Source organism: Limnohabitans sp. YIMB22184, assembly GCF_048020265.1.
GTDB lineage: Bacteria > Pseudomonadota > Gammaproteobacteria > Burkholderiales > Burkholderiaceae_C > Limnohabitans_A.
In genome coordinates this window covers 1,753,348-1,777,343 of the sequence record NZ_CP171843.1, presented here as the reverse complement: position 1 = coordinate 1,777,343, position 23,996 = coordinate 1,753,348, and the positions used below count along the sequence as shown (strand labels likewise).

Annotated in this window: 20 protein-coding genes; 11 read left to right on the top strand and 9 right to left on the bottom strand. The window is 64.1% G+C overall.

Annotation, left to right across the window (positions count from 1 at the left end; all coding sequences use genetic code 11):
• Nucleotides 1-93: 93 nt before the first annotated feature.
• Entirely contained in the window at nucleotides 94-1,014 is a 921-nt protein-coding gene (locus ACHEXL_RS08240) for a LysR family transcriptional regulator (protein WP_416558852.1), read from the bottom strand.
• An 88-nt stretch (nucleotides 1,015-1,102) separates the two neighbouring features.
• Here ACHEXL_RS08240 and ACHEXL_RS08235 point away from each other — a divergent pair, with 88 nt between their 5' ends.
• The 6 genes from ACHEXL_RS08235 (at nucleotide 1,103) to ACHEXL_RS08210 (ending at nucleotide 5,478) form a co-directional block, all read left to right on the top strand.
• Nucleotides 1,103-2,056 carry a 3-hydroxyacyl-CoA dehydrogenase family protein gene (locus ACHEXL_RS08235; protein WP_416558851.1) on the top strand — a complete coding sequence of 318 codons (954 nt, stop codon included), beginning with the start codon at nucleotides 1,103-1,105 and terminating at the stop codon, nucleotides 2,054-2,056.
• A 32-nt stretch (nucleotides 2,057-2,088) separates the two neighbouring features.
• Nucleotides 2,089-2,916, top strand: coding sequence for a 3-keto-5-aminohexanoate cleavage protein (locus ACHEXL_RS08230; RefSeq protein ID WP_416558850.1), 828 nt, complete (start codon nucleotides 2,089-2,091; stop codon nucleotides 2,914-2,916).
• Between the two features lie 30 nt (nucleotides 2,917-2,946).
• Nucleotides 2,947-3,927, top strand: coding sequence for a Bug family tripartite tricarboxylate transporter substrate binding protein (locus ACHEXL_RS08225; protein WP_416558849.1), 981 nt, complete (start codon nucleotides 2,947-2,949; stop codon nucleotides 3,925-3,927).
• A 197-nt stretch (nucleotides 3,928-4,124) separates the two neighbouring features.
• Entirely contained in the window at nucleotides 4,125-4,712 is a 588-nt protein-coding gene (locus ACHEXL_RS08220; protein ID WP_416558848.1) for a restriction endonuclease, read from the top strand.
• A gap of 38 nt (nucleotides 4,713-4,750) precedes the next feature.
• A complete protein-coding gene (locus ACHEXL_RS08215) occupies nucleotides 4,751-5,119 on the top strand; it encodes a glutaredoxin domain-containing protein (protein ID WP_416558847.1) in 369 nt (122 codons plus the stop codon).
• A 5-nt stretch (nucleotides 5,120-5,124) separates the two neighbouring features.
• The gene (locus tag ACHEXL_RS08210) at nucleotides 5,125-5,478 is read left to right on the top strand and encodes a hypothetical protein (RefSeq protein WP_416558846.1); all 354 of its coding nucleotides are present in this window, start codon (nucleotides 5,125-5,127) and stop codon (nucleotides 5,476-5,478) included.
• Nucleotides 5,479-5,480: 2 nt separating this feature from the next.
• Here ACHEXL_RS08210 and ACHEXL_RS08205 read toward each other — a convergent pair whose 3' ends face one another.
• From ACHEXL_RS08205 to ACHEXL_RS08175, 7 genes are all read right to left on the bottom strand, one after another.
• A complete protein-coding gene (locus tag ACHEXL_RS08205; protein WP_416558845.1) occupies nucleotides 5,481-6,650 on the bottom strand; it encodes an NAD(P)/FAD-dependent oxidoreductase in 1,170 nt (389 codons plus the stop codon).
• The gene (locus ACHEXL_RS08200) at nucleotides 6,647-7,570 is read right to left on the bottom strand and encodes an ornithine cyclodeaminase family protein (protein WP_416558844.1); all 924 of its coding nucleotides are present in this window, start codon (nucleotides 7,568-7,570) and stop codon (nucleotides 6,647-6,649) included. Before ACHEXL_RS08200 ends, ACHEXL_RS08205 begins: the two co-directional genes overlap by 4 nt.
• Before the next feature lie 138 nt (nucleotides 7,571-7,708).
• Entirely contained in the window at nucleotides 7,709-8,770 is a 1,062-nt protein-coding gene (locus ACHEXL_RS08195) for a cyclase family protein (protein WP_416558843.1), read from the bottom strand.
• A 107-nt stretch (nucleotides 8,771-8,877) separates the two neighbouring features.
• Nucleotides 8,878-9,768: a DMT family transporter gene (locus ACHEXL_RS08190; protein WP_416558842.1), complete on the bottom strand. Its 891-nt coding sequence runs from the start codon at nucleotides 9,766-9,768 to the stop codon at nucleotides 8,878-8,880.
• Between the two features lie 10 nt (nucleotides 9,769-9,778).
• Nucleotides 9,779-10,546 carry an SDR family oxidoreductase gene (locus ACHEXL_RS08185; RefSeq protein WP_416558841.1) on the bottom strand — a complete coding sequence of 256 codons (768 nt, stop codon included), beginning with the start codon at nucleotides 10,544-10,546 and terminating at the stop codon, nucleotides 9,779-9,781.
• 153 nt (nucleotides 10,547-10,699) lie between these two features.
• Nucleotides 10,700-11,332 carry a flavin reductase family protein gene (locus ACHEXL_RS08180; RefSeq protein WP_416558840.1) on the bottom strand — a complete coding sequence of 211 codons (633 nt, stop codon included), beginning with the start codon at nucleotides 11,330-11,332 and terminating at the stop codon, nucleotides 10,700-10,702.
• A 58-nt stretch (nucleotides 11,333-11,390) separates the two neighbouring features.
• Nucleotides 11,391-11,531, bottom strand: coding sequence for a hypothetical protein (locus ACHEXL_RS08175; RefSeq protein WP_322992866.1), 141 nt, complete (start codon nucleotides 11,529-11,531; stop codon nucleotides 11,391-11,393).
• Between the two features lie 175 nt (nucleotides 11,532-11,706).
• Here ACHEXL_RS08175 and ACHEXL_RS08170 point away from each other — a divergent pair, with 175 nt between their 5' ends.
• From ACHEXL_RS08170 to recD, 5 genes are all read left to right on the top strand, one after another.
• Nucleotides 11,707-12,924 carry a tetratricopeptide repeat protein gene (locus tag ACHEXL_RS08170; RefSeq protein WP_416558839.1) on the top strand — a complete coding sequence of 406 codons (1,218 nt, stop codon included), beginning with the start codon at nucleotides 11,707-11,709 and terminating at the stop codon, nucleotides 12,922-12,924.
• Entirely contained in the window at nucleotides 12,921-14,102 is a 1,182-nt protein-coding gene (locus ACHEXL_RS08165) for a HupE/UreJ family protein (protein WP_416558838.1), read from the top strand. Before ACHEXL_RS08170 ends, ACHEXL_RS08165 begins: the two co-directional genes overlap by 4 nt.
• A gap of 237 nt (nucleotides 14,103-14,339) precedes the next feature.
• Nucleotides 14,340-17,882 (top strand): exodeoxyribonuclease V subunit gamma, encoded by a 3,543-nt coding sequence (gene recC / locus ACHEXL_RS08160; protein WP_416558837.1) that lies wholly within the window; start codon nucleotides 14,340-14,342, stop codon nucleotides 17,880-17,882.
• Nucleotides 17,879-21,529, top strand: a complete 3,651-nt coding sequence (recB, locus tag ACHEXL_RS08155) for an exodeoxyribonuclease V subunit beta (RefSeq protein ID WP_416558836.1) — start codon at nucleotides 17,879-17,881, stop codon at nucleotides 21,527-21,529. Before recC ends, recB begins: the two co-directional genes overlap by 4 nt.
• Nucleotides 21,526-23,643, top strand: coding sequence for an exodeoxyribonuclease V subunit alpha (gene recD / locus ACHEXL_RS08150; protein WP_416558835.1), 2,118 nt, complete (start codon nucleotides 21,526-21,528; stop codon nucleotides 23,641-23,643). Before recB ends, recD begins: the two co-directional genes overlap by 4 nt.
• On the opposite strand, the gene ACHEXL_RS08145 is transcribed toward recD, so the two are convergent.
• The gene (locus ACHEXL_RS08145) at nucleotides 23,640-23,912 is read right to left on the bottom strand and encodes a hypothetical protein (protein WP_416558834.1); all 273 of its coding nucleotides are present in this window, start codon (nucleotides 23,910-23,912) and stop codon (nucleotides 23,640-23,642) included. The genes recD and ACHEXL_RS08145 overlap by 4 nt on opposite strands.
• Nucleotides 23,913-23,996 lie beyond the last annotated feature (84 nt).

The following is a 23,996-nucleotide window of genomic DNA, read 5'->3' as shown; positions in this document are numbered from 1 at the left end:
TTTTCTCTTGTGCAAGGGTAGATGCTTGGATCATGCCAGAGCCGGTGAAATAGCCCCCGCCCATGTGCTTTGTCCTGTGCGGTGGCGCCCTGTTCAGGGCAGCAAGGCGGTGGTTTCTTGTCGGAGCATGCGCACCATTTCTTGTGCGGCTGGCGACAGGCTGCGGTGGCGCCGCGTCACCACGCCAATGGGGCGCTGGATGTCGGGGCCGGTCAGGCGCCGGGTGGCCACGCCATCTTGCTGTACAAAAGCGGCGGCCAGCTCGGGCAGGGCGGCCACGCCCAAACCGGCTTTGACCATGGCGTGGATGGTGGCAATGTGCTCGACTTCGTAGCGCGGCTGAAACGCGATGCGGTGTTCCATGAAGGCCGCATTGGCGTATTGCCGCACGCTGGCGGGCAGTGGCATGGAGATGTGGGTCAACTCGGCCACGGCCAGCCAGTTCAAAGCGCCTCGCCCCTTGGCCAGGCGGTGGCCCAGCGGCATCAACAGTACAAAGCCATCGGCCGACAGCGGTGTGTAGTCCAGATCGGCGTAGTCGGGATTGGCCGCAGTGAGCGCAAAGTCCACCGTGCCAGCCCGCACGAGGTCAAATGCCGGGCCAGACAAGGTGTCGTGCAACTGCAGCGCGATCTGCGGGTACTGCGCGGCAAAGCGGGCCATGACCCGGGGCACCACCGTGGCCGCGAGCGAAGGCAGGGCCGCCAGGCTCACTTTGCCAGTCTGCACCTGCGTGATGTGCTGCACCCGCTGGACCGCCTCTTGAGTTTGCGCGTTGAGCAGTTTGGCTTGCTCCACAAACACCTGGCCTGCAGCCGTGAGGTGCACGCTGCGGGTGGTGCGGTCAAACAAGCGCGTGGCCAAGGCCTCTTCGAGCCGGGCAATCACCCCGGACACGGCCGACTGGGACAAGTGCACTTGCGTGGCCGTGCGCCTAAAACTGCCGGTTTCGGCCAGCACCAGAAAGATGTCCAGGTCACGAGGCGTCCAGGTGGGTTGCGAATTGATCTGCATAACAAATCAGTTTATAGAAAAAAACGGCTGGACGAGGTAATGCGCGATTCTTAGACTCCATGCATTCTTTTTGACAGCAGCTGCAACCATGATTTCTTCACAGCCTTCACAAGCACACACCGTGGTGGTGGGCGGCGGAACCATGGGCATGGACGTGGCGATCGTGCTGGCCCGCGGTGGCAGCCAGGTCACTGTGGTCGAGCCCGATGCCGCCAAGCGCCAGGCTTTGACCGCTCATGTGCGCCACAACCTTGAGCCTTTGGATATGGCCCACCGCACCGAGCGCGTGCAGGCCGTGGCCGACTTGGCCGATGTGGCCTGGCCCGGTGTGAGCGTATTGATCGAGTGCATCCCGGAACAACTGCCCCTCAAGCAGGCCCTGTTTGCGCAGCTGGCGCAGCTGGCCGCACCCGACACCTTGCTGTGCAGCAACAGCTCCAGCTTCCCGATCAGCGCCATCGCCGAGGGCCTGCCCACGGCAGAGCGCATGCTGGGCCTGCACTTTTTCATGCCCGCGCATTTGGTGCCCTTGGTGGAAGTTGTGCTCGGACCGAAAACGGATGTGCAAGAGGCCGAGCAGCTGTGCGACTTCATGCGCGGCTGCGGCAGCGTCCCCGTGCTGGTGCGCAAGGACAAGCCCGGCTTTTTGGCCAACCGCATGCAGCACGCCCTGGCGCGTGAGGCCTTTGCCCTGATCGACGAAGGCGTGGCCTCGCCCGAAGACGTGGACGCGGCTGTGCGCTTTGGCTTTGGTTTTCGCTTTCTGGCCGCAGGCCCGGTCATGCAACGCGACCATGCGGGCCTGGAGGTGCACACCGCCGCCGCGGCCAGCATGTACCCCAGCCTGGCCGTGAACGCCGAGCCCGCGCGCGTCCTGCAAGAGCGGGTGGCCCGTGGGGACTTGGGCATGAAGACCGGGCAGGGCTTTTTCAGCTGGACGCCGGAAACCCAAAAAGCCGAGCGCGAACGCTACGACCGGTTGTTGCGCCAAGGGCTGGATTTGCTGGCGTCTGAGCTGCCGCCTCTTCACCCGCTCGATTGATTCCCTCACGATTGATTTTCAAAAGGCACCCCATGACTGTTTTTCCGCATCCCCTCTTGATCACCGTCGCGCCCAATGGCGCTTACAAACAACGGCCTGACCACGCTGCCTTGCCCCTCACGTCGGCCGAGCTGGGCCAGACCGCCAAGCAGTGCCTCGACGCTGGCGCGGCCATGATCCACATGCACATCCGCGATGCCCAGGGTCGTCACAGCCTGGACGTGCAGGGTTACCGCGACGCGCAGCAAGCGGTCAAGGCCGCGGTGGGCGATGCGATGATCATTCAGGTCACCAGCGAAGCCGCTCGGGTGTACAAAGCGCCCGAGCAAATCGCCATGGTCACTGCGCTCAAGCCCGAAGCTGTGTCGGTGGGCCTGCGCGAAGTGGACCAGCCAGAGATCGGCGAAGCCGGCCTCGCGCAGTTTTTTGGCTGGCTGGCCAAAGAGCGCGTCATGACCCAGGTCATCGTGTACGACGTGGCCGATCTGCAGCGCTGGCAAGCCCTGCGCGCGCAAGGCGTGATCCCGGATGCGCCCTGGTCGCTCTTGTTTGTGCTGGGTCGCTATTCGGTGGGCCAAACCTCCGAGCCCAAAGACTTGCTGCCCTTTGTCATGGCCCATACCGGCCAAGAGCCTTGGTCCATGTGCGCTTTTGGCGCGGGCGAACACGCCTGCGCCACCACCGCTGCCGCACTGGGCGGCCATGTGCGTGTGGGTTTTGAAAACAACCTGCTGCTCAACAACGGGCAGATCGCCCCCGATAACGCCGCTTTGGTGCGCCAGGTGGCCGATTCGGCCCGCGTGCTGGGCCGCAGCCTCTGCACCGCGCAACAGGCGCGTGACGCTTTCTTTGCCGCCTGAGCATTTTCTTTTTTGACTGGAGACAACACCATGAAACGCAGCACTTTCGTCGCAGCACTCTCAGCCGCTCTTTTGGGCGTGAACGCTTTGCCCGCGCTGGCCCAAGACAACTACCCCAGCAAAACCATCCGCTTTGTGGTGCCTTACCCACCGGGCGGCCCGACCGACCTGATGGCCCGCATGCTGCAAGGCGAGTTGAGCACCCGCCTGGGTGTCACGGTGATCGTGGACAACAAAGGCGGTGCCGGTGGCAACCTGGGCAGCGCCGAAGTGGCCAAGCAAGCGCCTGCCGACGGCTACACCTTGCTGCTGGCGGCCAGTGGCCCCATGGCGGTCAACCCCACGCTGTACCGCAGCATGCCCTTTGTGCCCATGACCGATCTGGCCCCGGTGATCCAAATTTCGGCCTTCCCGCTGGTGCTCGAAGTGCATCCCAGCGTGCCGGTCAACAGTGTCAAGGAGTTGATCGCACTGGCCCAAAAGCCCAGCAGCCAGCTGGCTTTTGCATCGGCCGGCAACGGCACGCCCCAGCACCTGGCGGGTGAAATTTTCAACACGCAGATGAACACCAAAATTTCGCACATTCCTTACCGCGGTGCAGGTCCTGCGCTCAACGACTTGATCGGCGGCCAGGTGCAGGTGATGTTCGACATCCTGGGCAGCTCCTTGCCCCACATCCAGGGTGGCAAGCTCAAGCCCTTGGCGGTGACCTCGGCCAAGCGTCACCCCTCGCTGCCCAATGTGCCGACCATGATCGAGGCGGGTGTGCCTGGGTACGAGTTGACCGGCTGGCATGGCATTGCGGTACGTGCGGGTACGCCTGCGTCGGTGGTGCAGAAACTCAACACCACTTTGAACGCGATCTTCAATGATCCGGAGTTCAAGAAAAAATGGGAAGCCATTGGCACCCCAGTGGTGGGGGGTACCTCCCAGCAGTTTGGCGAGCTGATCCGCAAGGAAACGGCCCGCTTGGGTCAGGTGGTCAAGAACGCGGGCGTGACCGTCGATTGAGGGATGCCGCGGGCGATGGGCGCAGCCTTCGGGCCTGCGCCAATTTGCCTGACTGAAATTTACAGGGGTATTTCGGGGGATAGGTGGAGCCCAGCGCGTGCTGTGTCATGGGAGCCGCTACACTGACGAATCGCCGTCAGAGCCAGCTTTTTGATCTGCCCGCAGGCGCCTTGACGCACCTCTTTTTCTGATATCCCATGAAATTCAAAATGTCCGAAAAGTCGCTGTTTGCGACTTTGTTACGCGCCCCGTGGTGGGTGAGCTTTTTGGTGATGTTCGGCGTGGCCCTGGTGGCCGGGGCTTTGCTGCCTGAGGCCTACAAAACAGCGGGCATGCTCGGGGCTTTCCCGTTTTTTGTCATTGGCGTCATGGCCGCCTGGCGACAAAGAAATGCCATTTCGGCCAGCCGCATCCGGGAACTGGTTGAGCAGGCCCGGGGCATGGGCTGGCGTGATTTTTCAGTCCTGGTTGAAGAAGCGCTCAAGCAGCAGGGTTTTGTGGTCAGTCGTTTGAACGATGGCCCGGCCGATTTTCAGATTGAAAAAAATGGCCGCATCACCCTGGTCAGTGCCAAGCGCTGGAAAGCGGCCACCGTGGGCGCAGAGCATTTGCGGGAGTTGCTGGCTGTCCGTGAAAGCCGTGATGCCTTTTCGTGCACTTGCATGAGCCTGGGCGTCTTCAGCCAGGCCGCCATTGACCTGGCCCACGAGAGCCCCATGCAGTTGCTGGGTTCGGCCAACATCGCACAACTCATGCACGACGGGGCCAACGCCCTCAAGACCTGACTACTCGGCGTCTCATTTTTAGGCTCCCAAGGATTTCCATGACCCGACCTCTACTCGCCGAATCGGCCATCCACCCGGCCATTCGCCAACGCATTGCCGAACACCACTTGCCCGTGATCCAGCAGGTGCAAACCGCCATCGCCCAGCACGCTGTGGTGGTGGTCGGCTTGTCGGGCAACCCGTTTGTGGGCAAAGCCCGCAAGGCGCTGGCCGCAGCGGGCGTGGCGCACGAGTACATCGAGTTCGGCAGCTATTTCTCGCAATGGCGTTTGCGCAATGCGCTGAAGATGTGGACCGGCTGGCCCACTTTTCCGATGGTCTTTGTCCGCGGCACGCTGGTCGGTGGCGCCGATGACCTGCGTCGCCTGATTGACAATGGCGAACTCAGCACCTTGCTCAAAGCCTGAGCGACATGGCCGCACAGGCAAAACCCGAGTTGTGGCGCACCGAGACAGCCGATGCGGTGGCCGTGCTGAACATTCCCGGCGCATTGAAGCGGCCTCGTACATTTGACATCGATGTCAGCTTGCTTGTGCGTGTCCCTGAAGAGCACACAGAAGCCTGGCATGAATTGACGCTGGAGATCGACGGCCAGCGGCAATGGCACCGCCGCATTGCCAGCAACTGCCCGGGCCAGACCGATGGGCTCGATTACCACTGCCGCGTGGTGCTCGAAGCTGGTCCATCCTTGCGCGTGCGCGCAGTGGCGGGCACTCGGGGCGCGGTGGTGCAGCGCCTGCAGATCGAAGCGCGAGAAGACCTTTAGCCTCAGCCGATCACTGCCAACTCGCGCAGCGGGCGGTTTTGTTGCAGGCGTTCAAATCCCAGCTCATCGACGGCAATCGTGATGGGCTTTCCTTGCAGCACCCACTCGGCCAGCGCCAAACCAGCGCCTGCCGCATGTTGCATGCCGTGGCCGGAAAACCCGTTGATGAAATACAGGTTGCGCAAATCCGGGTGTGGGCCGATCACGGCGTTGTGATCGAAGGTGTTCATCTCGTAATATCCCGCCCAGGCCCGCTCCACCCGCAGGGCGGCCAGCGCTGGAATGCGATGCGCCAGGGATGCCCATTGTTCGTCGTTCCATTCGGTCCAGTCGGGGTCAAGCGGCAGATCGGGCTCGGTGTGCAAAGGCTCTGCACCGCTGATCAAAAAACGACCCTCGGGTCGCAGCCACCAGCCGCTCGGGTCGATCAGCAAGGGGCATTGCGGCAGCGGCTCGGGGCAAGACAGCACAAACACCGTGCGCCGCGCCGCCTCGATGGGCAGGTGCACCCCGGCCATGGCCGCCACTTCGCCAGCCCAAGGCCCCGCGGCATTGACCACTTGGCCGCAGGACAAGCTGCCGCCGCTGGCCAGACGCACGGCGCTGATGTGCGTGTTGGTGTGGTCCAGGCCCACTACCCGGTCGTGCAGGCGTTGCACGCCTTGCGCCATGGCTTTTTTCAAAAACGCCTGGTGCAGCGCCGGGCCATCAAACCAACCCTCACCGCTCAGGCCCAGGCTGCCCAGGGCCACATCGTCCACGTTCAACCAGGGGTAACGCTGGCGCAGGGCCTCGGGGCCCAGCAGGGCCACATCGGCCCCGGTCTGTTTTTGTATCTGGTGTGCGGTGCGCAGGGCTGCTGTTTGCTCGGGCTGGGCCAGGTACAAATAGCCGGGCTCTTGCAAACCCAGCGCCACCGGGTGGTCGGGCAGGCCCAGGTGCTGCTCGGCCTCGCGCAAAAAAGCGATGCCGAATTGACTCAGGCGGATGTTGACCGGGCAGGTGAACTGCTGGCGGATCGAGCTGGCCGACAGTGAAGAGGAGGCTTTTTCGTAGCGCGTGTCCGATTCGATCAGCGTCACTTTCAAGCCAGGCTGCAGGCGGGTCAGCCAATAGGCCGTGGCCGCACCTATCACGCCGCTGCCCACAATCACCACATCGGCGCGGCTCATGGACGAGCGCCTTCGGCCAATGCCGCGCGGTAGACCAGACGGGCCGCCACCGTGTCTTCCACCGCCTGGCCCAGAGATTTGAAAACGATGGTGGTGCCCGCAGGTGGTGGCGCCACGCGACCGCACAACACTTCGCCAATTTCGGCCGCCACCCGCGCGCCTGACAGCATCACATCGCCCGATTCTTTTTCGGCCGCTTCGCGCTGATCGGCCACCACCCAATGCTGCATGGCCGCGTCGTCCAGCTCGCGCCAAGTGGGGCGGGGCGCACCCACCGCCGCCACAAAGGCACCGGGCTTGAGCCAGGCGCCCTGCAGCACCGGCTCACTCGCATTGGTCACGGTGCAGACGATGTCGGCCCCGCGTACCGCTTGTTCGGCGCTGGCGCAGGTCACACCGCCAATGTCGTGTGCGCACTGCTGCGCGTTGGCAGCGTTGGGGCTCCAAACCCGAATCTCGGACACCTCGCGCACGGCACGCAGCATTTGCGCGTGGCTGCGCGCCAGCACACCGCTGCCCAGCATGGCCACCACCTGCGGTGTGCGTGGCACCAGCGCATCGGCCGCCACGGCAGAGGCGGCTGCCGTGCGCATCGCGGTGATGGTGTTGCCCTCCATCACCGCCAGCGTCTGGCCCGTGGCCGGGTCCATCAGCACAATGGTGCTCAGCAGGGTGGGCAAGCCCTTTTGCGCATTGCCTGGCACCAGCGTGATGAGCTTGGTGCTCAAGGCATCGCCCAGTTGTGCGGGTTTCAAAAACAGCAGGCCATCGTTGGAGGCCTCGCCAATCGGCATGACCATGCGCAGCGGCTGCACCACCTGGCCCAGCGTCAGCGCCACCAAGGCTTCGCGCACGCCTTGCAGCAAATCGGGCACGCTCAGCAGTTGTTGCACGCGGGCTTCGTCAAAATAATGAACCATGGCTTGTCTCCAGGGGGTCGCTAGGGCAAGCGCTTATTCAAGCATGCCTAACCGATCTGGGCAGTCACCTGCAGGATTCAGTGGCGGGAACCCACATCGATGGAGGTCAAGGGCCAGGGGCCATCACAGCTCGGGGCCTCAAACGGTCGCGATGGGCGTGGCCGGCGAGCCAATGGCCCCCGGCAGGCGCAGCGGAGGGGCCGTGAGTAAAAAGCGCGAGCGGCCAGCCGCACGCAGCCAGTTGGCCAGGGGGGTGAGGTGCCAGATCTCGCCCAGGTGCACGCCCAGCTTGAACAGGCAATGCTCGTGCAAGGGCAAAGCCGCGCAGCTGCCGGGTCGGGGTGTGGCGGGCAAGCCTTCAACAGCGTAGTTGTCGGCGATCAGCGCTACCAGGCCCGAATCGGTGATCCACTGCAGCAGCCGTTCGTCGCGTCCTTCTAGCACAGCGCAAGAGTTTTCCACCGCATGCGGATCGGGCTGTTTGTTCATCTCCAGCAGCATCTGTGCAAAGCCCGTGTGCAGACACACCATATCGCCGGGCTCCACCACCACCCTGTCCTGGTGCAGGATGTCCATCAGCATGTCGTAGCCCACCCGCACCCGCTCGCGGCCCAGATGGGCATGCAGGTCGATCATGACCGCACGGCCCTGCACGCAGCGCTCGGACATTTTCTCGATGCCCAAGGCCTTGGCCTTTGACGTCGATTCGCGGGCGATCTCGGGAAAACCAAAAATACCCGCCCCCGATCCGTTGCTGGGCCCCACGACATCGGTGCCCGCACGAAAGCCGTTGTAATAAACCGGCTCGGGCACGCCGTCGCCGTTGGCGTCGAACATCGAGCCCACATGCGCCAGGCTGTCCCACTGGGTGCTGTACTGCAAATGCAGGATCGCCAGGTCGTCGCACACCACATCGGTGCAGGCCGGGTCGTCACACCAGAGCTGGTAGTTCATGTTGGGCTTGTCGCCGCGCAAGGTGGGGCGCAGCACGGGTGGCTGACGCCGGGGATTGAGCACGTTGCCGCCCGGAAAATCCAGCGGCAGGCTCAGGTTGAAGGTCCGTCCCGTTCGCACTTCTTGCATGCCTTGCAGGACTTTTTCAGGCGTCAAAAGGTTCATCCGACCGCATTGGTCGTCAGGCCCGAAGTCGCCCCAGTTCGAGCCCGGTGGGCGGTTTTTCCAGCGAGGAGAAGAAGACATGCGAGACTCCTTTGAAGTCAACCCAAATGCAACAGGCATGCTCACATCTTGTGTGCGGGTCGGCAGGCTGGGTGTCACCGATCTGACTGAAACCAGCGTTCAGTGCATCAGTCGTGGTGGGTACCCTGAAACTCGCGCCACAGCAAATACAGGCCACTGGCCACCACCACCAAAGCGCCCAGCACCACGGGCAGGTCGGGCACCTGGCCAAACACCAGCCAACCCAGCACCGTCATGTAAACGATCTGCTGGTACAAAAATGGCCCCAGCACCGCCGCCGAGGCATAGCGGTGCGCCACAGCCACAAAGTGGTGGCCAATGCCGCCGCACAAACCCGCCAGCGCCATCACGCACCATTCCAGCAGCGTGGCCGGTTGTTGCCATTGCCACAGCGCCACGGGCGTCAGGGCCAAAGTGGCCACCACCGCCGAGGTCATTTGTGTGGTGGCCGGGTTTTCGCTGCTGGCCAGATGCCGCGTCATCATGTTGAAGAGCGCATACAAAATGGCATTGAGCGCCGACAGCAAGATGGCTGGGTGAAAGCCTTGGCTGCCGGGGCGGATGATGACCAGCACCCCCGCAAAGCCCACCGCAATGGCCAGCCAACGCTTGGCGTCCAGCCGCTCGCCCAACCACCAGGCCGACAGCAGCGCAATCAAAATCGGCACGGAAAACTGCATTGCCCCAGTCTCGGCCAGCTGCAAATACTGCAAGGCCCAGAAGTTCAGGCCGGTCATGGCCGCCAGCATCAAGCCGCGCAGCAACTGCAAACGCGGGTGCCGCCAGCGCAGCAGATCGCCTTTGAGCGATGGCGCGAACACCGCAATGGAAAACAGCGAATGCGTGAGAAAGCGCATCCACACCACCTGCATCACGGGCAGGGTGAGCACCAGCCACTTGGCCGATGCGTCGAGCACCGCAAACATCAAGGTGGTCACCGTCACCAGCGCAATGCCGATGCGGCGGTGCCGGGCGCTGTCGCTGAAAAGCTGACTCATCGGGGCAGGCTCAGCGCTTGGGCGGTGTCTCCAGCCCGCCTGTGTAAAAGCGGTTGAAGGTGGGGGAGATGATCAACTCGTTGATGCAGGTGCGAGCCGGCATCTGCGCCACAAACAGGATGGCCTGTCCCATGTCTTCGGCCTGCACCATGCGATCTCGCTGCTCGGCAGACGGCGGCACGGGCCGCTTGTCCAGAATGGGCGTGGCCACTTCGCCGGGCAAGAGCGAGGTGGCGCGGATGCCGTGGGTGCATTCTTCCATGTTGATGGACTCGGTCAGCGCCAACACCGCACGTTTGGTGGCGTTGTAGGCCGGGCCAGTCAGCTTGGATGCGTACAGCCCCGCCCATGAGGACACGTTGATGATCAAACCGCTTTGCTGCTGGCGCATGGCGGGCAGGACCGCGTGCACGCAATAAAACAGGCCCGACAGGTTGATGGCCACCACATCGTCCCAAGCCTCGGGCGTGACCACGTCGAAATTGCGTTGTGTGGCATTGGTGCCCGCGCTGGTCACCAAAATGTCGATGCGCCCATGTTGGTCCAGAATCGGCTGCACGGCCGCCTTGACGGCGTGCTTGTCAGCCACGTCCAGCAGCAGGGCCTCGGCGCTGCCCACGGCCTGCAGCGCCGCCAAAGCGCTGGCGTTGGTGGCGGCGTTGCGGCCCGAAATCACCACATGGGCCCCGGCCTTGACCAGCTCTATCGCGCCTGCCAGCCCGATGCCGCTGCCCCCGCCGGTGATCCATGCAACTTGTCCTGTGAGTGGTGCGGTCATGTCTTTGTCCTGAACTTGGGGTGAAGGGCCCACAGCTGCCTGATGGCAAGACGGAAGGCCGATGCCCAGATTAACGCAGCCGCTGCCGCTCGACCTGCGCCTCAAGTGACACCCGCAGGCGCTGCCCCTTCGCTGGGGCAGGGCCGCAAGGCCTCACTTGGGCAGGTCGCGGGCACCGCTTTCGGGGCGGTACATCTTGAACAGCTGTTCCGGCCCGATGGTGAAGTAATCCGCTGCGCCGCCCCCGCGCAAAATGTGCCCGGCATTGGCCGTGTCATACACCCCGCCCTTGAGCAAGCGCTCGTCGATGTGGATGCCTACCACCTGGCCAAACACCATCCAGGTGTCGATCTTTTGGCCCTGCAGGTCTTGCAGCTGCAGGATTTGTGTGCAGCGGCACTCAAAGCTCACCGGGCTTTGCGCCACACGCGGCACACCCACCACCCGTGATGCTTCAGGCGTCAGGCCCGCCAGATCAAACTCGCTTACCTCGGGTGGCACCGCCTCACAGGTCTGGTTCATCACTTCGGCCAGATCGCGGGTGACCAGGTTCCAGACAAACTCGCCCGTGGCCTCGATGTTATTGAGCGAATCCTTGCGCCCAATGCTCGAAAAACCGATGACGGGCGGCACGTAGTTGAAGGCGCTGAAAAAACTGTACGGGGCCAGGTTCAGCACGCCGCCGGCGCTTTGGCTGGACACCCAGCCAATGGGGCGGGGGCCCACGATGGCGTTGAACGGGTCGTGCTTGAGGCCGTGGCCCAGGCGGGGTTCGTAGAAATGCATGGCGGTCAATTCGTAAAAAAACCCCTCGAAAGGGGTTCAGGCCTGAGGGCAAGAAAGTTTACTTCTTGACGCAAGCAGGGTTGGATTCGTTTTCTTTCTTGGAGCAGTCGACTTTTTTGTCGTCCATTTTGCCGCCGCCGTGAGCACCTGCGAAGGCGGGCATGGACACCAACATGAAAGCGGAAACGAGAGCGGTCATCACGAATTTCATAAAAACACCTTGGAGGAGAGAGGTTGATAAAAAGGACAAGAATGGTGAATTGGTGTGAACCAATACACAGACGCATACTATCAAGCATCAAAGGCACATGAAAACCATGGACAAAACCCATCGCCACCGCTGTGATGCTTTCCCACCGATTTCAGGCGCAGTTGTGACTACGCTTTTGGGCGTCTTCTTGGCCGTGTCACCTGTTGTCGCCCAGGAGCGTTTCAAGCCCGCTGCATCTGCGGTGGTTTTGTCCGCATCGGTGCACGCGGCCAATGGGCGTCCAGATTCTTTGCGGGCTTTGGACCAAGCCTGGCGGGCCCAGCCTCAAAACTTGCTCACCGCACTGGCCTATGCCAGAGCGGTTTTCACGCTGGGCCTGACCGAGGGTGACTTGCGCTGGTATGGCTCGGCCAAGGCGGCTTTGAAGCCCTGGTGGACGGTGGCTGACCTGCCTGCAGAGGCTTATTTTTTGCGGGGCTTGGTCAAGCAAGGCTTTCACGATTTTCAGGATGGCTTGCAAGACATCAACCGCGCCATCGCCCTGGAGCCTGCACGCGCCGAATTTTGGTCTTGGCGCTTTGCCTTGCACCTGCTCTTGGCCGACATGACGGCGGCCCAGAAAGACATTGAGGAAATGGGCCGCTTGCTCGGCGCAGAAGAAGCCCAGGTCTACCGCGCGGTGTTGCTCTACCGCACAGGCCAGCCATTGCCAGCGGTGGCCATGTTGAGCCGGGCCCTACGCTCCGCCAGTTACCAAGATGCCGCCTCGCAAGACTGGTTGGGTTTCCATTTGGGCGAGGCGCACCGCGTGGCCGGGCAACCTGCCCGCGCCTTGGATGTTTGGAGCCAGCGTCTCAAAGCCAGTCCCCAGTCCCACCTGATCCGCTTGTCCTTGGCAGGCTTGCTCAACCAGCAAGGCCAGTACCGCGAAGCCAAAACCATTGCCATGGCCGCCACCAGCAGCGGCAATGCCCCAAACAGCCCTGCGACCCTGACCGATGCGCTCTTGATGCAGGCGGTGTTGGCCAGTCGTGGATTGAAGGACCCGGACGAAGGCCGCTTGGCCAGCCAGTTGGAAGCGCGGCTTCAGTCGCAAGCCTTGCGGCAAGAGGCCTTGATCGAGCGGCCCAAACTCATTTACCAAATTGCCTACGGGCGCGACCTGAAAGCGGGGCTGGCTTTGTCCATCGACAACTGGCAGTTGCAAAAAGAACCGCCCGATGCGCTCTTGTTTGTGCAGGCTGCGCTGGCTTTGGGCCAAGCCCGGGCTGCCGAGCCCGTGGTCAAGTGGGCAGAAAAAACCGGTTATACCGACCCGCAATTGACGCCGATGCTGGCGCAGCTCCAGTCTCACCCGAGTTGGACCGGGGGGCGTCCATGATGACTTCCCCAAGTAAGGGCGTGTCGCGGCGCTGGTGGGTGGCTGCTGCTTTGGCTGTGTTCAGCCTGCTCAGCACCCCTGTGGCCCAGGCGCACTCCAGCAGCAACAGCTACCTCACGCTCAGCACGTCTGGCTCCGCGTTGACACTCAGGGCCGATGTCCACATGCGGGACCTTGACCTGATTTTTGACCTGGACGCCAACCGCGATGGCCAAGTCACTTGGGGCGAGACGCAGGCGCGAAGCCCCGAGTTGAACGACTGGCTGGCGCAGGGCATTGCCCTGGCTGCGGCTGGACAAGAGTGCGCCTTGGGCCGCGCAGACCTGCAAGCCAGCGAGCACGCCGATGGCACCTACCTGAGCGCCCAGTGGGTCGTGAGTTGCCCGGGGCTGTCCTCTGCTGCAGACGCGGCCGATGTCCGTTTGGCGCTGCGTTATGACTTGATCTTTGCGCAGGACAGTCTGCACCGCGGCTTGCTCAAGGTGGATCTGGGGGACCACCAAAGCAGTGCTTTGCTCAGCCCTGAAAGACCAGAGGCCCGCATCGGCCGCGCAGACAACAGCCCGCTCAAAGTGTTGGGGCGCTACATCCTCGAGGGCGTGTGGCACATCTGGATTGGCATCGACCACATCGTCTTCCTGCTCAGCCTCTTGGTGCTGGCCCCCTTGCAGCCTTCTCGCCAAAAGGTGGTGCGTTGGCAAGCAGCCATGCAAGCTCGGCCCGTGGTGCTGGACGTGCTGGCGGTCGTCACGGCCTTCACGGTGGCGCACTCCATCACGTTGGGCTTGACCATCACGGGCTGGCTGACGCCGCCCGCCGATCTGGTGGAGCCAGCCATTGCCATTTCGGTGGTGCTGGCTGCGCTGAACAATTTGCTGGGTTTCAGCGCCCTCAAGCGCTGGCGTTTGGCCTTTGTGTTTGGTCTGGTGCACGGCTTTGGCTTTGCCAGCGTCTTGCTCGACCTGGGCCTGCCCGCCAGTGCGCTGCTGGCCGCGTTGGGCGGCTTCAACATCGGCGTGGAGCTGGGGCAACTGGCCATCGTGGGCGCGTTTTTGCCTGTGGCTTGGTGGCTGCGCCACACCCGCATCTACCGCTGGGTGGTGGTGGCGGGTGGCTCTGCAGCCGTTGTGGTGCTGGGGGCGTTCTGGACGCTAGAGCGCATCGGCTGGCTGGGCTGATGCCCTGCAGCGGTATCCCCAAACCCCGTGCCCAAAGCTGTGGATAACTGCTTGAACAAGCTTGCCAAGCCGCATGCCTGTTGGCTCGGCGGTGCGTGCTTAAAAAAGCAGCAGTCGCTTTGTTGGGCTCAGACTCGTCAAGACAGTCTTTGCGTCTTTGTTTTGCGGCTATTCTTGCTGCCTCACACGCGCTGCTAAAACCTTGTTTTCAGGGCGCACGCCTTGACCGTTGTCCGCATGACCACCTCCTTGATCGCTCCGGGCTTCATCGCCCTGCACAGCCACCGCTCCGAGGTGCTGGCCGACACCCTCACGGCTTGGCTGCGTGCGCACCCGTTGCTGCCGCTCGAGAGCGAAGTCGTGCTGGTGCAGAGCAACGGCATGGCCGAGTGGATCAAGATCGAGCTGGCCCGCCAAGGTGGGGTGTGCGCCGCCACGCGGGTGGAGCTGCCTTCGCGCTTTTTGTGGCGCACTTACCGGCAGGTGCTGGGCACGCAGAACGTGCCACCCGACTCGCCACTCGACAAACTGCCCATGACCTGGCGTTTGATGGCCTTGTTGCCCGGCTGCCTGAGTGATCCCGTGTTCCAACCCGTGGCGGGTTTCTTGAGAGGCGACGAGCCCGACCGCCTGCTGCAACTGGCCAGCCGACTGGCCGACCTGTTTGACCAGTACCAGATTTACCGCCCCGACTGGCTGCAAGACTGGGCCGCCGGGCGCAACGTGCTGCGCAAGGCCGCTGGGCATGATGAGCTGGGCGAAGACCAGCTTTGGCAGGCCGAACTCTGGCGCCGCGTGCTCGCCACTTTGGATGACGGCCAGCGCCAAGCCACACGCCCCGCGCTGCATGCGCGGGCGCTGGCGCACCTGCAGTCGGGCCAGCCGCTGGCCAGCCCCGTGGCGCGGCGCGTGTCGGTGTTTGGCATGAGTCACATGCCGGGGCAGCTGCTGGAGATGCTGGCAGCGCTGGCCGCGCACAGCCAGGTGCTGCTGGCCGTGCCCAACCCGTGCCAGTACCACTGGGGCGACATCATCGACGGGCGCGAATGGCTGCAGGCCGAGCGGCGACGTCACGCTTATCGGGGCGAGGCGCTGGCCACTTTGCCGCTGGCGCAGATGCACCTGCACGCGCCCACGCTGCTGGCCGCATGGGGGCGGCAAGGGCGCGACTTCATCCGCCAGCTCGACGCCTTTGACGACCTGCAGGCGGCCCAGCAAGTCACGCAGTGGCCGCGCCTGGACTTTTTTGACGATGTGCCTGGCGAAGACGGCACGCGTTTGCTCGCGCAGTTGCAGCGCCGCATCCGCGACTTGGAGCCGTCGAGCGGCGGCACTCCAGCCCAGCCTTTGCGCAAGGACGACGCTTCAGTCACCTTCAGCGTGGCGCACAGTCCGGTGCGCGAACTCGAAGTGCTGCACGACCAGCTGCTGCAGTGGTTCCACACGCCGCCGGGCGATCAAGCCCTGTCGCCGCGCGACGTGGTGGTCATGGTGCCCGACATCGAGCTCATGGCCCCGGCGATCCGCGCTGTGTTTGGTCAATACAAGCGCAGCGATGCGCGTTTCATCCCGTATGACATTGCCGACTTGGGTGCGCAGGCCATCAGCCCGCTGATCCACGCGGTCGAATGGCTGCTGGCCCTGCCACAGCAGCGCAGCCGCATGAGCGAGCTGGTCGAGCTGCTCGAAGTGCCCGCGCTCGCGGCCCGTTTTGGCCTGAAGGACGAACAACTGCCCACGCTCACGCGCTGGATGGCGGGCTCGGGCATCCGCTGGGGCCTGTCGGCCGAGCACCGTGCGGGCTTGGGGCTGGGCGTGTGCGGCGACGACAACTCGGCGCTTTTTGGCGTGCAGCGCATGCTCATGGGTTACGCCTGCGGGGCCGATCCGATGGACGATGAGGTTTCATTGGGCGTGTCGCCTTACCCGGAAGTGGGTGGGTTGGACGCCGAACTGGCTGGGTCGCTCGCGCACCTGCTGCAGGCCTTGATTGACTGGTGGAAAACCTGCACACAAAGCGCCACGCCCGTGCAGTGGGCTGAGCGTTGCCGCGCCATGCTGGCGGACCTGTTCAAGCCCCGTGACGACAACGACCGCAATGCGCTGGCGGCGCTCGACCAGGCGCTGAACGACTGGGTGCGGGCTTGCGGTGAAGCGGGTTTTGCCGAGGCTGTGCCGCTGGCCGTGGCCCGATCGGCCTGGCTCGAAGCTTTGAAGGCACCCCGGCTGGAGCAACGCTTCAGGGCAGGGGGCGTGACGTTTTGCACACTCATGCCGATGCGGGCCATCCCCTTCCAGGCGGTGTGCCTGCTGGGTATGAATGACGGCGATTACCCGCGCCGCAGCCCGCGTGCCGACTTTGACCTGATGGGCCTGCCCGGCATGACGCGCCCCGGCGACCGCTCGCGCCGCGACGACGACCGCCAGCTCATGCTCGAAGCGCTTTTGTCGGCGCGGCAGGTGCTGTACGTGAGCTGGAGCGGCCGCAGCGTGCGCAACAACAGCGAGCAACCGCCTTCGGTGCTGGTGTCGCAGCTGCGCGACGAGATCGACTTGCTCTGGGGCAAAGACACCGCTATGAACTTGACCACGGTGCACCCGCTGCAACCCTTCAGCCGAGCTTATTTTGAAGCGGGCAGTGGGCTGCAGACCTATGCCAAGGAGTGGCGGGCGGCGCAAATGGATCTTCAGCGGGAGGCCACCCCTGCAGCCGAGTGCCCCTCTGCTTTGGCCTCATCAGACATTCGCGAGCAGGGGCTCGCTCCCACAGGGTATGCAGGCTTGTTGCCGGTATTGGAGTCCGCCAACGGCGTGCCCGTCATCACCTTGCTGCAACTGGCCCGCTTCCTGCGCAAACCTGTGGGCGCGTTTTTCAGAGAGCGGCTGCAGGTGCATTTGGAAGACGAGCGCAGCGAGCTGCACGACGAAGAGCTCTTTGGCCTGGGCGGGCTGGACTTGTACCAGTTGCTCGACCACGAACTGCAGCACGTGCCTGCGGATTTGAGCGCAGACGAACTGCCCAGCCATGTAGCGCGTGTGGTGCAGCACTTGCGTGAGGCTGGGGCCTTGCCGCTGGCGGGTGTTGGCATGCTCGAAGCGCAAAAGCTCACCCACATCCTGCAAACCCAGCTGGCCGCTGCGTTGCGCGAGCGCGGGGCCTACCCAGACATGGCTGAGCGCGTGCTGGTTGACCAGACGCACCCGCAAGTGAGTTTGCAAGACGCTTTGGGCGGCGTGCTGGCGGGTGAGGGTGGGCAAATGCTTTTGAGTTTGCGTGCCAACGACGTGGCGGACCTTAAACCCAAAACACCTTTGGCCAGACCTGAAAAACTCATCGACATTTGGCTGCAGTCGCTGGCTGCTGCCGCCATGGGGCATTCAGTGCGCTGTGTGGTGGTGGGCCGCAACGCCGTGGTGCGTGCAGAACCGCTAGACCCTGAGGCCGCCCGTACCCAGTTGCAGACCTTGCTGGCCACTTGGGCTGAGGGCATGCGCTGGCCGCTGCCCTTGCCGCCGAGTGTGGCCTTGCAGTGGCTCAAGGACAGAGAAAACACCAACGCCTTGGCCGATGCCTACGAAGGCAGCGACTTCAAGAGCGCAGAAAAAGACAAAGACCCGGCCCTGGCCCGAACCTACCCCACGGTGCAGGACTTGCTGGCCACGGGCGCCCTGGATCGGCTGGCGCAGGCGGTGTATGCGCCGCTCAAGGCTTGGGCTGCGGAGGCTGAAGTCGAGGCCTTGCCCGATGCGCCTGCAGACGATGAGGGGGACGAGGCATGAGCACCGCACACGCCCTCAACGCCCACAGCTTTCCGCTGCGCGGCAGCCACCTGATCGAGGCGAGCGCAGGCACGGGCAAGACCTGGACGATTGCCGCGCTGTATGTGCGTCTGGTGCTGGGCCACGGCAGCGAAGGCAGCGCACCCGTGCGCCCCATGCTGCCGCAAGACGTGCTGGTGATGACCTTCACCCGCGCCGCCACGCGTGAGCTGTCAGACCGCATCCGCGCCCGCCTGACCGAGGCGGCGCAGGTATTCCGGGGCATCGCTGAAACGGACGATCCTTTTCTGAAGCAGCTTTGCAGCGAATACCCCAAAGGCGAGCCCCGCGAACAAGCGGCCTATCGGCTAGCCCTGGCTGCGCAGGCAATGGACGACGCGGCCGTCTACACCATCGACGCCTGGTGCCAGCGCATGCTGCGCGAGCACGCCTTTGACAGCGGCAGCCTGTTTGAAGAGCAGCTGGTTGGCGACGAAGCCGCGCTGCGGCTGGAGGCCGTGCAGGACTACTGGCGTCAGCAGCTCTACCCCATGGCCACACCGCTGGTGGCGCAGGTGCAGCGCGTCTGGCGCGACGTGCCCGCGCTCGACCAGGACATGCGTGCGCTGATGGCGGTGCCGCTGGCTGACCCTGCGCCCGGCACGCTGGCGCAGGTCTTCGGCGCGGCGCAGGACGCGCGCGATGCGCAACTGGCGGCGCTCAAGCAGGGGTGGGTTGAAAAGGCCGACAACTTGTTGGGCTGGATTGAGGGGCAACTGGCGGTCAAGAAACATGGCTGGAACGGGAGCTTGTTGCAGGTGGGCCGTTCTCAAAAGTGGCTTGAATCGCTGAAGTCCTGGGCTCAAAGCGATGGCGATTTCAATGCGCTGAAAGACGCGATGGGCAAAGGCTGGAACCGGTTCACGCCCGAAGGTCTTCTGGAGTGCCGCAAAGACGGCGATAAGGTGGATTTGCCTCCTGAAAGCAATGCTTATGCGCAACTGCTGGCAGAGCTGCAAGCCTTGCCCGACCCCGCAAAAGCCGCCCGCCTGCATGCCCGCTCCCATGTGCTGCAGCGCATGGCCGAGCTCAAGCGGCGCAGTGGCCTGTTCGGTTTTGCCGACATGCTCAAGCGCCTCGATGTGGCGCTGGCCGATCCCGAGTCAGGCGAGCGCCTGGCGCAGCGCCTGCGCGAGCAGTTCCCGGTGGCGATGATTGACGAGTTCCAGGACACCTCGCCGCTGCAGTTCCGCATCTTTGACCGCATCTACCGCACGGCCGAGAACCGGCAAGATGCCGCGCTGCTGCTGATTGGGGACCCCAAGCAATCGATTTACGGTTTTCGCGGGGCTGACATCCACAGCTATCTGGCCGCACGCAGCGCCACCGCAGGCCGGCACCATGTGTTGGGCACCAATTTCCGATCCACCCAGGCGGTGGTCGATGTGGTCAACCGCTGGTTTGAAATCCCCAAAGACGCCTTTGGCTACCAGCGTGGCGACGAAGATCCCTTGCCTTTCCAGCCTGTCAAAGCCAAGGGCCGGAGGGAAGTGTTCACCACCCGCGAAGGCGTTGTGAAGGCCATGACCGTGGTGCACGACGCCACACTGCGCAGCGCACGCGACGCATTGGCGCATCTCTCAGCCCTGTGCGCCGAGCAGATCGTGGCCTGGCTCGGTGACCCCCAGGCCCGGTTTGTGGACGCAGACAAGGGCGACCAGCCGCTGCAACCCAAAGACATCGCCGTGTTGGTGCGCACAGGCAAAGAGGCCGCTGCCGTGCGGGACGCCTTGCGTGTGCGCGGCGTGGCCTCGGTCTATTTGTCCGACCGCGACTCGGTGTTTGCCAGCGACGAAGCACGCGACCTGTGCCTGTGGCTACGCGGTGTGGCCGAGCCGCAGGACATGCGCCGCGTGCGCGCCGCTTTGGGCTCGCGCACCGTGGGCCTGTCGCTCGCCGAGCTGTACGACCTGGCCACGCAAGATGAGTTGCTGGACCAACGCGCCGAGCAGATGCGTGATTTGCATTCGGTATGGGAGGGGCAGGGCGTGCTGGCCATGCTGCGCCAGTCGCTGCATGTGCTGCAACTGGCCGGGCGCTGGCGCGGCCAGAGCGACGGCGAACGCCGCCTGACGAATGTGCTGCACTTGGCTGAACTGCTGCAGACCGCCAGCAGCCAACTCGACGGCGAGCAGGCCCTGATCCGCTGGCTGGCCCAGCAGATCGACGAGGTGAACGCGGGCGGCGCTGGCGACAGCGAAGAGCAGACTGTGCGCCTGGAGAGCGACGAAGACCTGGTCAAGGTCATCACCATCCACGCCAGCAAAGGCCTGGAGTACCCGGTGGTATGCCTGCCCTTTGCGCACAGCCACCGCATGCTGGAAGCCCACAAAACCCCGGTGCTGCAACTGGACGACGGGGAGGGCGAGCGGGTCTGGACGCTGGACTTTGACAGAGACGACACAAAGCTTGCAGACCACGACCGCCTGCGCGAAGACCTGCGCCTGTGGTACGTGGCGCTCACGCGGGCGCGGCATGCGCTGTGGGTGGGCTGGAGCCCGGTCAATCGGCAGGGTGGAAAGTCATGTGTGAACCACCAGAGCGCGGCAGGCCATTTGCTGGGTGGCGGTTTGGAATTCGAGGCCACCGACTGGTTGCCCAAGCTGCAAGCGCTGGAAAAAGATGCAGATGAGCAGCGCTTGTCGGTGCAACTGGTGAGCGCGAGCGCCGAGGTGCCGCTCACCGTCTGGGCGCGGCCTGCCCACACCAGCGAACTGCGTGACGCGCTGAGCTGCACCGCCCGCATCGACAAGTCGTGGACCATTGCGAGCTTCTCGCGCCTGACGCGAGACCTGGCTTCGCAAACGGTGTTGCACATGGCCACGCCGCGTCCCGCCGACGATGAGCCGCCCGTGGACGCGCAGGCGCTGCCCGAACAGGCTGGGCCGCAAGCCCCCTGGCACCGCTTTGCCAAAGGCCCGAGCGCAGGCAACTTTTTGCATGACCAGCTCGAATGGCTGGCCGCCGATGGTTTCGTGCTCGACGCACCCAAGGCCGAGCGCCTGAAAAAGCGCTGCGACAACGCAGGCTACAAAGCCCAAGCCGACGATGTGGTGCAGTGGCTCACCCGTGTGGTGGCGCAGCCCCTGCGGGGACCAGGCAGCCCGCTCAATGCGCTGGGCACCTTGCTGCCCGAGATGGAGTTCTGGCTGCCCGCCGAGCGGCTGCATGCCCGCGAGGTGGATGCGCTGTGCCAGCAGCACCTGCTGCCTGGCGTGAGCCGCCCGCAACTGCCCGATGCGCAGCTGCACGGCATGCTGATGGGCTTTGCCGATCTGGTGTTCGAGCACGAAGGCCGTTACTGGGTGCTCGACTACAAATCCAACCACCTGGGCGCAGACGAAGCCGCCTACACGCCGCAGGCCTTGGCCGCGGCCATGGCCCACCACCGCTACGAGGTGCAGGCCGCGCTCTACATGCTGGCGCTGCATCGATTGCTGCGCGCCCGCCTGGGCGAGGCTTACGATCCAGCGCAGCAGCTCGGCGGCGCGGTGTACCTGTTCTTGCGCGGCATCGACGGGCCTGCTGGCGGCTGCTGCACCTTGCCCGCGCCACTCGAATTGCTCGATGGCTTGGACGCCATGCTCCATGCCGAGGTGAAAGCATGAGTTTCAAAAAGCCCTCGCGCACGGTGTCTGTTCCCACCACGCAAATGGACTGGCTCAACGACTTGCCCGCCCAAGCCCTGAGCGCCGCGCAAACGCTGCAATGGCTGCAGCTGTGGACCGAGCAAGGCCTGCTGCGCCACATCGACAGCGCGCTTGCAGCCCAACTGCTGCGGCTCGATGCGCAGGCCAGCCCTGCGCTGCTGGTGTCGGCGGCCATGCTTGCGCAAATGGAAGGGCGGGGCCACACCTGCTTGCCGCTGGCCGACCTGTCCGCACCGCCTGTGGCGCTGCTGGGCTGGCCCGCCTTGGCGGTGGAGGGGCCGCAAGGCTTGCGAGCCCTGTGGGCGCACCTGCCCGCCACGCTGCCCGACTGGCAAGCGGCTTTGCAAGGGGCGACATCCTCCAAGGCCTGCATGCGCCACAGCGACGCGCCCGACCAGGGCCAGCCGCTGGTGCTGGGCGGCAGCGCTGATGCACCGCTCTTGTACCTGCGCCGTTATGCGGGCTATGAAAAGCGTGTGGGTCAAGGCCTGCTGCAACGGGCCAGCGAACCCTTGCCTGTGCCCGAGGCGGCGGCACGCCGCTGGCTGGACCGCTTTTTTGTGCCCAACGCCGAGGCACCTGCCGACACCGACTGGCAAAAAGTGGCCTGCGCCGTGGCGCTGCGTGCCCGCCTGTCTGTCATCACGGGCGGACCGGGCACGGGCAAGACCTACACCGCAGCCCGTTTGCTGGCCTTGCTGCTGGCGCTGCACGAGGAGGGCAGCCCGCTGCGTGTGGCGCTGGCTGCGCCCACGGGCAAGGCGGCGGCGCGGCTCAAGCAATCCATCGACAACGCACTGACCAGTTTGCAAGATCAAGTACCAGAGGGCAGCGGTCTGGACTTGAACACGCTGATCGCCCGCATGGGCCCGGCGCGCACCTTGCACTCTCTGCTGGGCGCTCGGCCCGACACGCGCCAGTTCAGGCACCACGCGGCCCACCCGCTCGATGTGGACGTGCTGATCGTGGACGAAGCCTCGATGGTGCATTTGGAAATGATGGACGCGCTGCTGCAGGCGCTGCCCGTCACGGCGCGACTGGTGCTGCTGGGTGACAAGGACCAGCTGGCCTCGGTGGAAGCAGGTGCGGTGCTGGGCGATTTGTGCCGCGACGCCGCCGCAGGCCGCTACAGCGCAGGCACCGCGCAGTTTGTGCAGACCGTGGCAGGGCAGAACTTGCCTGCGCAATACCTGTCCGCAGGCGTTGCGCCCTTGCTTGCTCAACAAACCGTGATGCTGCGCCAAAGCCGCCGATTCAAAGGCGCCATCGGCCAGCTGGCCCTCGCGGTCAATCGTGGCGATGCCGCTGCCGCCCGCGCCACTCTCCTGCCTTCTGTGGGAGCGAGCCCCCGCCCGCGAATGCCCGCCGAAGCCGCCAGCCCCAACGAAGCCAGCGCTTTGCTCGCCCTACAACCCTCAAACCCTCAGGCCATTTGCGCTTTGGCGCTTGGCGCTTCTGAAAAACCGTCTTACGCCCATTACCTGCGTCTCATGCAACAGGGTCCCGCGGGGGAGGGGACGGAAACGCACGCCGCTTGGGCGCGCAGCGTGCTCAAGGCTTTCGAGCGTTTTCGCATTCTGTGTGCGGTGCATCAGGGCGACTGGGGCACCCAAGAACTCAATGCCGCTGTGCAAAAAGCCTTGGCCGACGACGGTCTGCTCAAAGTCACGGGCGAATGGTTTGCCGGGCGTCCGGTCATGGTCACCCGCAACGACGCGCAGCTGGGCGTTTTCAACGGCGATGTGGGCGTGGTGCTGCCCAACACCGAGGGCAAGCTCAAGGTCTGGTTCCTGGATGGCGAGGCCTTGCGCTCGGTCAGTGTGATGCGCCTGCCCCATGTCGAAACCGCTTTTGTGATGACCGTGCACAAGAGCCAAGGCTCTGAATTCGAGCACACCGTGCTGGTGCTGCCGCCCGGCGGTGTCGAAGTCTTGAGCCGTGAGTTGGTCTACACGGGCATCACGCGGGCGCGTGAGCAATTCACCTTGATCGAAGCCGAAGCGGGCTTGCTGGAAGGCGCCATCCACCGCCCCAGCGTGCGGGCCAGTGGCCTGGCGCATTGGTGGGGCTAGAACGCGTAACCCTCGCAAGCCCCCGCATTGGCTTTGCCCCGGCATTCCCGCAACAGGCGTTTGTCGCGCTCGACCTTGCTTTCGCCTGTGCCGGGGATGACAGGCGGCTTGGGCGCTTTGGCTTGTTTGGGTTTTTTGGCCTTGGCAGACTTGTCTGCGGCCGTCACAGCGGTGAAGTTGTCGGCTGCTGCGCTGGCTGGCGGCATGGCCAGCAAGCCAAGCCCCAAGCCCACGCTGGTGAGCGCAGTTATCCAATGCCGTTTGTTCATGGCGGTCTCACTGTCTGTTCTTGTGTCGATCATCATAGACAAGCGCAACAGTTGTGCAAGGGGTGACACCTGCACGGCAGGTCA

Excerpts from the sequence above, each read along its gene's own strand:
- ACHEXL_RS08210 (WP_416558846.1), top strand. The coding sequence starts at position 5,125 with ATGGCCGCACAGGCAAAACCCGAGTTGTGGCGCACCGAGACAGCCGAT.
- ACHEXL_RS08185 (WP_416558841.1), bottom strand. The coding sequence starts at position 10,546 with ATGACCGCACCACTCACAGGACAAGTTGCATGGATCACCGGCGGGGGC.
- ACHEXL_RS08215 (WP_416558847.1), top strand. The coding sequence starts at position 4,751 with ATGACCCGACCTCTACTCGCCGAATCGGCCATCCACCCGGCCATTCGC.
- ACHEXL_RS08205 (WP_416558845.1), bottom strand. The coding sequence starts at position 6,650 with ATGAGCCGCGCCGATGTGGTGATTGTGGGCAGCGGCGTGATAGGTGCG.
- ACHEXL_RS08195 (WP_416558843.1), bottom strand. The coding sequence starts at position 8,770 with ATGTCTTCTTCTCCTCGCTGGAAAAACCGCCCACCGGGCTCGAACTGG.
- recD (WP_416558835.1), top strand. The coding sequence starts at position 21,526 with ATGAGTTTCAAAAAGCCCTCGCGCACGGTGTCTGTTCCCACCACGCAA.
- recB (WP_416558836.1), top strand. The coding sequence starts at position 17,879 with ATGAGCACCGCACACGCCCTCAACGCCCACAGCTTTCCGCTGCGCGGC.
- ACHEXL_RS08145 (WP_416558834.1), bottom strand. The coding sequence starts at position 23,912 with ATGAACAAACGGCATTGGATAACTGCGCTCACCAGCGTGGGCTTGGGG.
- ACHEXL_RS08175 (WP_322992866.1), bottom strand. The coding sequence starts at position 11,531 with ATGACCGCTCTCGTTTCCGCTTTCATGTTGGTGTCCATGCCCGCCTTC.
- ACHEXL_RS08220 (WP_416558848.1), top strand. The coding sequence starts at position 4,125 with ATGAAATTCAAAATGTCCGAAAAGTCGCTGTTTGCGACTTTGTTACGC.
- ACHEXL_RS08180 (WP_416558840.1), bottom strand. The coding sequence starts at position 11,332 with ATGCATTTCTACGAACCCCGCCTGGGCCACGGCCTCAAGCACGACCCG.
- ACHEXL_RS08235 (WP_416558851.1), top strand. The coding sequence starts at position 1,103 with ATGATTTCTTCACAGCCTTCACAAGCACACACCGTGGTGGTGGGCGGC.
- ACHEXL_RS08200 (WP_416558844.1), bottom strand. The coding sequence starts at position 7,570 with ATGGTTCATTATTTTGACGAAGCCCGCGTGCAACAACTGCTGAGCGTG.
- recC (WP_416558837.1), top strand. The coding sequence starts at position 14,340 with ATGACCACCTCCTTGATCGCTCCGGGCTTCATCGCCCTGCACAGCCAC.
- ACHEXL_RS08165 (WP_416558838.1), top strand. The coding sequence starts at position 12,921 with ATGATGACTTCCCCAAGTAAGGGCGTGTCGCGGCGCTGGTGGGTGGCT.
- ACHEXL_RS08190 (WP_416558842.1), bottom strand. The coding sequence starts at position 9,768 with ATGAGTCAGCTTTTCAGCGACAGCGCCCGGCACCGCCGCATCGGCATT.
- ACHEXL_RS08240 (WP_416558852.1), bottom strand. The coding sequence starts at position 1,014 with ATGCAGATCAATTCGCAACCCACCTGGACGCCTCGTGACCTGGACATC.
- ACHEXL_RS08230 (WP_416558850.1), top strand. The coding sequence starts at position 2,089 with ATGACTGTTTTTCCGCATCCCCTCTTGATCACCGTCGCGCCCAATGGC.
- ACHEXL_RS08225 (WP_416558849.1), top strand. The coding sequence starts at position 2,947 with ATGAAACGCAGCACTTTCGTCGCAGCACTCTCAGCCGCTCTTTTGGGC.